Below are 8,201 nucleotides of genomic sequence, written 5' to 3'. Positions count from 1 at the left end.
AATAACGTCGTGGAGCAGGACCATCGCGCGATCAAACGTGTCGTGCGTCCCATGCTGGGGTTCAAGTCCTTTCGCTGCGCACGTATCCTGATTGCCGGCATTGAGTTGATGCACATGATCAAGAAGGGCCAACTCCACCGCGCCCAAAGCCAAGCCTCGCCCGCGGCATCGCAGTTTTATTTGCTGGCTTTCTGAGCGACACCGAGAAACCACGCTCGCTCAGGCCGGCGCTGCTATTGCGACAGAGCCACATTGAGCAGATGTGCGACTCCGTCGGTGCGATCGACGGCTCAACCCCTCGCGGCAGGAGCTGGCCGAGATCGAGCCGCTGGCGGTCGATGACGGCGTCAACCTGTGGGGGTCGTCGAGTCTCCGAACCCTGACGCGCATCGTATGGCCGCATGATGGTCTTCCACTAACATTGCCGCATGAACCAGGACCTGAACCGCGTTTCGTGGGCCCGCCGCCTGAAGTTGCGGCATTTGGAGATGTTCCTGTTGCTCGAGAGTACCGGCAGCATCACCGTTACGGCAACGCGGATGCACACGACGCAACCGGCGGTGTCCCATTGGCTGGCCGACATCGAAGACGTCGTCGGCAATCCGTTGTTCGTGCGGGGCCGCAAGCTCGAACTGACGCCGGCCGGGGAAATTCTGCGCCGACACGCCGAACGGATTCTGGGCGACGTGCAGCGAGTGGACCACGAACTGGCGGCCTTGCGCGCCGGCCTGGTGGGCCGCCTGCAGGTAGGCTGCGTGCACTCGGCAGCGCTCGATCTGCTGCCGCGCGCGATTTCGGCGCTGCAGATGCAGCACCCCGGCATCACGGTCGACGTCGAGGAGAACACCATGGCGCCCCTCCTCGAAGAACTAAACAAGCGCAGGTTCGATCTGGTCATCGGGATCGTCGATGTGCGGGCCCATCGCTACGGCTTTGCCACCGAGCCCCTGCTCGAAGACGTGGTGCGCATCGTCTGCAACCCCGATCATCCGCTGGCGATCAAGCGCAAGCCAACGTGGGAGCAAGCCGCCGCGTTCCCATGGGTACTGCCCGCGTCGCCCAGTCTGACGCGCATTCGATTCGACGAGGCGTGCGCCGAGCATGGCATGGTGCTGCCAATGCCCCGCATGCAAACTTCGTCCGTCGCCGCCATCCAGGCGCACGTTCGCGCGACCAATTGCTTGGCAGCCCTGTCAGGCCTGGTGGCGGACTTCTACAGATCGCTCAAGCTGCTTTCCGTCGTGCCGCTCGAGCCCGTCATTAAGCTGGGACAACTGGGCCTGATCTGGGCGGACGAGGATCCCAACCCCCTGCTTTCCGAACTGGTCACGGCCTTGCGGGCCCGCATCACGCACCCGACGCCGATGTCGCCTCACCGAAAGGTCCGACGCACACCGCGCTGACAGAGCGAACGACGGCCGGCCCATGACGCTTTTATCATGGCGCCATCGCGATTATTCATTTTCCTTTCATGACAGCGTCTTACACAATCCGGCACGTTCCAAGAACTGCAGGAATGCACAGGCCGCCGCTTCATGAATTCATCATCCGAATTGCCAGAGTCCGACGCCGTCGAGTTTCTACGCGGTGCCACGTCGATCGCAAGCGCATTGGGCGATCCGCAGCAGCCTGACGCGGCATTCATCGCGATCGACCACCTCCTGGCCCGCACCATCGGCCACAAGCTCTTCACCATCCTCGCGATCGACTACGAGGCGAATCTCTACCGGCGCGTGTACAGCAGCGCACCGGGCAGCTATCCCGTCGGTGGCACCAAGCCAATGATTCGGGAAACCCAGTTCTACCGGGACTTGGTCGACGAAGGCCTCCCCCGCGTGTGCCGCGACGAGGCGGACTGCCTCAAAGCCTTCGGTGACCACCCATTGATCCAGGACTTGGGTTGCGGGAGCGCGATCAATTTTCCGGTGCGATGGGACGCCAGGACGCTTGGCGAACTGAATGTGCTGCACGAAGCCCACTGGTACGACACCCGGTCGACGGATGTGTTGCGCTTGTGCGCGTCGCTGGCTATCGCGCCGCTGCTCACCACGGTCTTCTGCTGAACGAATCCAAAGAACCCTGTCCAACCGAACGCCACATAGAACTGCGAAGCGAAGTGTCCCGACGTATCCCTCCCAACAATATCCAAGTCCCGAAGTCGATGGTCGTGGCCCCGCAGCCCGAAGCCGTGGCAGCAGGCGCGAACGTTCTTCGCGCCGGCGGCAACGCACTCGATGCCACCATCGCGTGCGCCCTGACGCAGGGAGTGGTGGACCCCTTGATGTGCGGCATCGGCGGATTCGGCGTGCTCCAGATCTTCGATCCCGCTACGCAGCAACATAGGGTGTACGAAGGCTTCGGCGCCTGCCCGGCGGAAAGCAGGGAAGACCAGTGGGTCGATGCCTGCCTGGGCGAGACCACCGACGGCTTTGGCTTCATCCTCAAGAACTTCGTGAACGAGGCCGGCGCCACGTCGGTCACCGCGCCACCGGTGCTGAGACTGCTGTCCGAAGCGCACGGCCGTTTCGGACAGTCCGCCTGGTCGGACCTGTTCACCGACGCCATCGCCAGCGCCGAAGAGGGCTGGCTGGTCCGACCGCACGTCTACACCGTCTTCACGCAGAACGAGCGCAAATACGGACGGATGAACTACGGTGAAAAGCTCGGTCTGACGAGCGACGGCCGTCGCATCTACCTCGAGGCTGACGGCAGCTACAAGAAGCCCGGCGCCCTGATCAGAAACCCCGATCTCGCCAACACCCTGCGCGCGATTGCAAGGGATGGCGCGGAGAGTTTCTACACCGGCGAGATTGCGCAGCGCATCATTGCGGACGTGCGCGCGAATGGCGGCCTCCTGTCAATGCAAGATCTGGTGTCAGCGCGCGTCGTCGAATCTGCGCCCCTCGAGATCGACTATCGCGGATGGCGCGTCGCGCTGCCCATGCCCCCCGCAGGCGGCCTGCTGGTGGCCCAGATCCTCCGCACGCTGGCGCAGTTCGATCTGGTGTCTCTCGGCCACAACTCTCCCGAGTACATCCGCGTCCTGGGCGAAGCGATGAAGATCGCGTTGCGTGATCGCGAGGCCCTGGTCGGTGACCCCAACTTCAACGACAACCCGGTCGATCGCCTCATCTCTGACGAGTACGTCAAGGCATGTGCCCACGGCATCCGCCGCGGCGAGAAGGCGCGGATCACGCGCCAGGCGCTGCAGGAACCCAGGCACACCACGCACGTGTCGGCCATCGATGCCAACGGCATGGTGGTGTCTCTGACGCATACGCTGGGCAATCCCTCTGGATTCATCGTCAAGGACGCGGGCTTCATGCTCAACGGCGCAATGAGCCAGTTCGATCCCATGCCGGGCCGGCCCAACTCGATCCAACCTGGCAAGCGCCGCGTTTCTTCGATGGCGCCCACGCTGGTGTTCGATGACGAGGGACCCGTTATGACGGTCGGCGCACCGGGCGCGAGTTGGATTGGCCCAGCCGTCGCCCAGGTGCTGGTCAATGTTCTGGAATGGGGGATGGACATGCAGGCCGCGATCAGCGCTCCGCGCGTCGTAGCTACCAGCGACGCAATCGACATCTCCAACAGAATCCCGCGCCAGGTACAGAAGGCATTGGAGGCGCAGGGCTACGAGGTCCGCCGCAGCCACCTGACGTTTGCGTTTGCCGGCGTGCACGGCATCACCAGCTTCGACGGCAAGCTCCAGGGCGGCGCCGATCCGCAGCGCGACGGTTACGCAGCGGGTGTGTGAGCGACCTGTGCGTCCACTTTATTCAACAGAATCCCAGGAGACTCAGAACATGAAATCGAAAGCTCTTTGCATCGGACTTGCGTTCTTCGCAGCCGTTGCCGCGGAAGCCGGCACCACCTTGGACAACGTCAAGAAGAAGGGTTTCGTGCAGTGCGGCGTGTCAACCGGCGTTCCCGGCTTCTCGAACGCCGACAGCAAGGGCGAATGGACCGGCATCGACGTAGACATGTGCCGGGCAGTCGCTGCCATGGTGTTCAACGACGCCAGGAAGTTCAAGGTCACTTCGCTCAATACCCAGCAGCGATTCACGGCCCTGCAGTCCGGCGAAATCGACTTGCTGAGCCGCAACACTACACTGACGCTGACGCGCGAGTTCTCGCTCGGCCTGGTGGCGGCTGGCGTGAACTTCTATAACAGCCAGGGCGTCCTGGTGAAGAAGTCACTGGGCGTGAAGAGCGCCAAGGAACTCAACGGCGCGACGATCTGCGTACAGCCAGGAACGACCACCGAGTTGAACCTGGCGGACTATTTCCGTGCCGAGAAGCTGACGTTCAAACCGGTGGTGATCGACAAGTACGACGAGTCTGTGCGCGCATTCACTGCCGGACGTTGCGACGCCTACACGACCGACAAGTCGGCGCTGGCTGTGACGCGGATCTCACTGGGCGACCCCGAAAACTACGTCATCCTGCCGGAGGAACTGTCCAAGGAGCCGAACGGTCCGATGGTGCGCCAGGGCGACGACCAATGGCTGAACATCGTGCGGTATGCCCTCAATGCCATGCTCGAGGCCGAGGAATACGGCATCACGTCGAAAAACGTGGACGAGCAACTCAAGAGTGCCAATCCGAATGTGCAGCGCATCCTCGGCGTGACGCCGGGCCTGGGGAAGGCCATGGGACTGGATGACCGTTGGGCCTATTCCATCATCAAGCAGGTCGGCAACTACGGCGAGAGTTTCGAGCGCAACCTGGGGGCAGGCAGCGCGGTGAAGTTGCCGCGCGGGCTAAATGCGCAATGGCGTCAAGGTGGCCTGATGTACGGACTGCCGCTGCGCTGACATGGTGTCGCCGAACCGCCGCCCTTGTCCGAAGCGCGGCATGTTATCTCCTGAGAAGATAGCGCCGCAGCCACCCCCTGTGCGCCGCCTGTCCTGGAGCAATGCGCGTGTTCGCGCTGCGGTTTACCAAGCGATCGCGCTGGGACTGGTGGGAGGGGCGGCCTGGTTTCTCGTCGCCAACACGCTGACAAATCTGGCAACCCGCAACATCGCCACAGGGTTCGCGTTCCTGGGCCGAGAGGCTGGCTTCGCCATCGGCGAAACCGTTGTGAAGCAGACGCCGGCGGACAGCTACGCCTGGGTCATCTGGGCCGGAATCCTGAACACCTTGCGCGTAGCGGTGACGGCAATCGTGCTGGCGACCGTCATGGGAACGCTTATTGGCATCGGCCGCCTGTCAACCAACTGGCTGATTGCCAAGCTCACTTCGGCCTATGTCGAGATCATGCGCAACATCCCGCTGCTGCTTCAGTTGTTCTTCTGGTACGCGCTGATTACCGAGAGCATGCCGGGCCCGCGGCAATCCCATCATCCGTTGCCCGGGATCTTTCTCTCCAACCGCGGCCTCATGGTGCCCGGTCTGGAAGGCGCTTCGCTCGACTGGGTGCTGGCCGGTCTGGGGATGGCCATTGTGGCCGCGATGGTCACTGCACATCTGTCGACGCGTCGGCGCGAACGGACCGGTAGGGGTCTTCCCACGGCACCTGCGACGCTGCTCATGCTGGTCGCTTTCCCATGCTTCGGCTGGCTCCTCGGCGGAGCGTCGCTACAATTCGACATGCCCCGCCTCGCAGGCTTCGACTTCGCGGGTGGGTTCGGTCTGTCGCCGGAGTTCACGGCATTGCTGATCGGCCTTGTGAGCTACAACGCGGCGTTCATTGCGGAGGTGGTTCGCTCGGGGATCCAGTCGGTCGGTGCCGGCCAATCGGAAGCGGCCCGCGCGATCGGCTTGCGCGGCGGACTGGTGCTGCGTCTGGTGGTATTGCCGCAGGCACTGCGGGTCATGATCCCATCTCTGACCAACCAGTATCTGAGCCTGATCAAGAACAGTTCGCTGGCGGTCGCGATCGGCTACCCCGACATCGTCGGCGTCCTGAACACGACCATCACCCAAACCGGCCAGGCAATCGAAGGCATCCTGATCGTGATGGCGGTCTACCTCTCGGTGAGCCTGTCCGTCTCCCTGTTCATGAATTGGTACAACAGCCACATGGCGCTGGTGGAGCGTTGACATGAGAGTTCCTCCGTTGCCATCCGCGGCCATTGCCGCAGTGCCGGGCCAAAGTGCGGGCGAGCGAAGCTGGATACGGGCGCATTTGCTGAGCTCGCCGCTGCAGGTACTGTTGACCGCGCTGGTCCTTTGCTTCCTGCTCGCCATCGTGCCGGCGCTACTGCAGTGGGCGCTGCTGCAGGCCAACTTCAGTGCCGACAGCGGACAGGCCTGTCGCCAGACCACAGGCGCATGCTGGGCGTTCATTGCTGAAAAGCATCGCTTGATCCTCTTCGGGACCTATCCCTACGACGAGCAGTGGCGTCCCTTGGCGGCCGCGCTGCTGCTAATCCTGCTGCTCGTCGCCAGCGCAATGCCACGCTTCTGGAGTCTGGCGCTGTTGATCGTCTGGCCGGTAGGGCTGGCGACGGTGATCGTGTTGATGGCCGGCGGCATGCTGGGCCTCGAGCCGGTGGAAACCGGGCGCTGGGGCGGCTTGCCGCTCACGATCATGCTGGCGACGTCCGGCATCGGGGTGGCGTTTCCGATCGGGGTCCTGCTGGCCCTCGGTCGGCGATCCGACATGCCGGCCATCAAGGCCCTATGCGTGATCTACATCGAGCTCATCCGTGGCGTTCCGCTGATCAGCCTGCTTTTTATGTCGTCAGTGATGCTGCCGCTGTTTCTACCGGAGGGCGTGGTCTTCGACAAGCTGCTACGGGCCCAGATCGCGATCATCGTCTTCGTTGCGGCCTACATTGCCGAAGCGGTGCGTGGCGGCCTCCAGGGTCTGCCGAAAGGCCAGAGCGAAGGCGCGGACTCGCTGGGACTCGGCTACTGGCAGAAGAACTTCAAGGTGCTGCTGCCACAGGCGCTCAAGCTCGTCATCGCCTCCCTCACCGGCATCTTCATCGGCCTGCTGAAGGACACCTCTCTGGTGGTCGTGATCGGTATCTTCGACCTCACCTCTGCAGCCAAGGCCGCGCTCTCGGACGGCGCTTGGCGCGGCTTCGGCGTGGAAGCGTATCTTTTCATCGCAGGTGTCTACTTTGTTTTTTGCTACTCGATGTCGAAGTACGGCCAATCGGTCGAGCGGTGCACGCGAACGGACCGCGGGTCCTGAAGGAGAGAGAAAGAATGACATCAGCGATGGTGGAATTGCGCAACGTGAGCAAGTGGTTCGGAGAGTTCCAGGTTTTGCGGAACATCAACCTGAGCGTCGGGGCCGGCGAGCGCATCGTGGTCTGTGGCCCCTCCGGCTCCGGAAAGTCGACCATGATCCGCTGCATCAACAGGCTGGAGCGCTGCGAGCACGGCCAGATCGTGGTCGATGGACTGGTGCTCAGCGAGGACATCCGGCAGATAGAGGCAGTGCGACGCGAGGTTGGCATGGTGTTCCAGCACTTCAACCTCTTCCCGCACATGACCGTGTTGGAGAACCTCGTGCTCGGTCCGATGTGGGTGTTTAAGCAACCGCGCGCGCAGGCCGAAGCGACCGCCATGCGATTCCTGGAGCGTGTGCGCATTCCCGATCAGGCCAAAAAGTTTCCGGGGCAACTGTCCGGGGGCCAGCAGCAGCGGGTCGCCATCGCGCGCTCGCTGTGCATGAACCCGAAGGTCATGCTGTTCGACGAGCCCACCAGCGCGCTGGATCCAGAGATGGTCAAGGAGGTACTAGATGTGATGATCCAACTCGCCGAGGAGTCGGGCGTCACGATGATCTGCGTCACGCACGAAATGAGCTTCGCTCGCCGCGTGGCGAACCGCATCATCTTCATGGACCGCGGCGAGATCATCGAGCAGAACTCACCCGAAGCGTTCTTTGGCGCGCCACAGCACGAACGCACCAGGCAGTTTCTCGACCAGATCCTGCACTGAGGGTTTGGCCGGCGCCGCCAGGCAACCGCCTTGGCGACGCACGCCCTGCGCGAGCAGCAACTCGCGCGAGTAGTTGATGCTGTTGGTCGCGCGGCGCATGTCGTGCGCCACCCGTCGGAGTCCGACGCGCGACCGCCGCCGGCCTCCTTTTTTTCGCCGATCTCGGCGCCCGAGATGCCGATGTTGACGATGCCGCAGTCCGAACTACGCACCTGCAGGAACAGCTCGGTCTCGCTACGTCATTGCTGAAGAACGCCGACGACAGGCCCTGCGGCACGGGGGACGCTCTAGGGATT

General features: G+C 63.0%; 8 protein-coding genes and 1 pseudogene. 8 read left to right on the top strand and 1 reads right to left on the bottom strand.

All coding sequences use genetic code 11. From position 1 onward, the window contains the following. The 8 genes from AC1DYD_RS23300 to AC1DYD_RS23265 form a co-directional block, all read left to right on the top strand. On the top strand, positions 1 to 195 hold a 195-nt coding region (locus AC1DYD_RS23300; RefSeq protein WP_478175120.1), incomplete at its 5' end, for a DDE-type integrase/transposase/recombinase. Between the two features lie 233 nt (positions 196 to 428). Beyond that, positions 429 to 1,403 (top strand): LysR family transcriptional regulator, encoded by a 975-nt coding sequence (locus AC1DYD_RS23295; protein ID WP_478175119.1) that lies wholly within the window; start codon positions 429 to 431, stop codon positions 1,401 to 1,403. 150 nt (positions 1,404 to 1,553) lie between these two features. Further along, positions 1,554 to 2,063: a GAF domain-containing protein gene (locus tag AC1DYD_RS23290; protein ID WP_478175118.1), complete on the top strand. Its 510-nt coding sequence runs from the start codon at positions 1,554 to 1,556 to the stop codon at positions 2,061 to 2,063. 104 nt (positions 2,064 to 2,167) lie between these two features. After that, positions 2,168 to 3,757, top strand: a complete 1,590-nt coding sequence (locus AC1DYD_RS23285; RefSeq protein ID WP_478175117.1) for a gamma-glutamyltransferase family protein — start codon at positions 2,168 to 2,170, stop codon at positions 3,755 to 3,757. 49 nt (positions 3,758 to 3,806) lie between these two features. Next, positions 3,807 to 4,817: an amino acid ABC transporter substrate-binding protein gene (locus AC1DYD_RS23280; protein WP_478175124.1), complete on the top strand. Its 1,011-nt coding sequence runs from the start codon at positions 3,807 to 3,809 to the stop codon at positions 4,815 to 4,817. Between the two features lie 40 nt (positions 4,818 to 4,857). Next, positions 4,858 to 6,048, top strand: a complete 1,191-nt coding sequence (locus AC1DYD_RS23275) for an amino acid ABC transporter permease (protein WP_478175116.1) — start codon at positions 4,858 to 4,860, stop codon at positions 6,046 to 6,048. Between the two features lies 1 nt (position 6,049). Beyond that, positions 6,050 to 7,150 (top strand): amino acid ABC transporter permease, encoded by a 1,101-nt coding sequence (locus tag AC1DYD_RS23270; protein WP_478175115.1) that lies wholly within the window; start codon positions 6,050 to 6,052, stop codon positions 7,148 to 7,150. Between the two features lie 14 nt (positions 7,151 to 7,164). Then, positions 7,165 to 7,905: an amino acid ABC transporter ATP-binding protein gene (locus AC1DYD_RS23265; protein WP_478175114.1), complete on the top strand. Its 741-nt coding sequence runs from the start codon at positions 7,165 to 7,167 to the stop codon at positions 7,903 to 7,905. Positions 7,906 to 7,941: 36 nt separating this feature from the next. On the opposite strand, the pseudogene AC1DYD_RS23260 reads toward AC1DYD_RS23265, so the two are convergent. After that, a pseudogene (locus tag AC1DYD_RS23260) lies at positions 7,942 to 8,182 on the bottom strand (aldehyde dehydrogenase family protein); the annotation flags it as partial. Positions 8,183 to 8,201: the final 19 nt, after the last annotated feature.

Source organism: Variovorax sp. P4_B11 (genome assembly GCF_056402355.1).
This window is presented reverse-complemented; position numbering and strand designations above follow the sequence as displayed.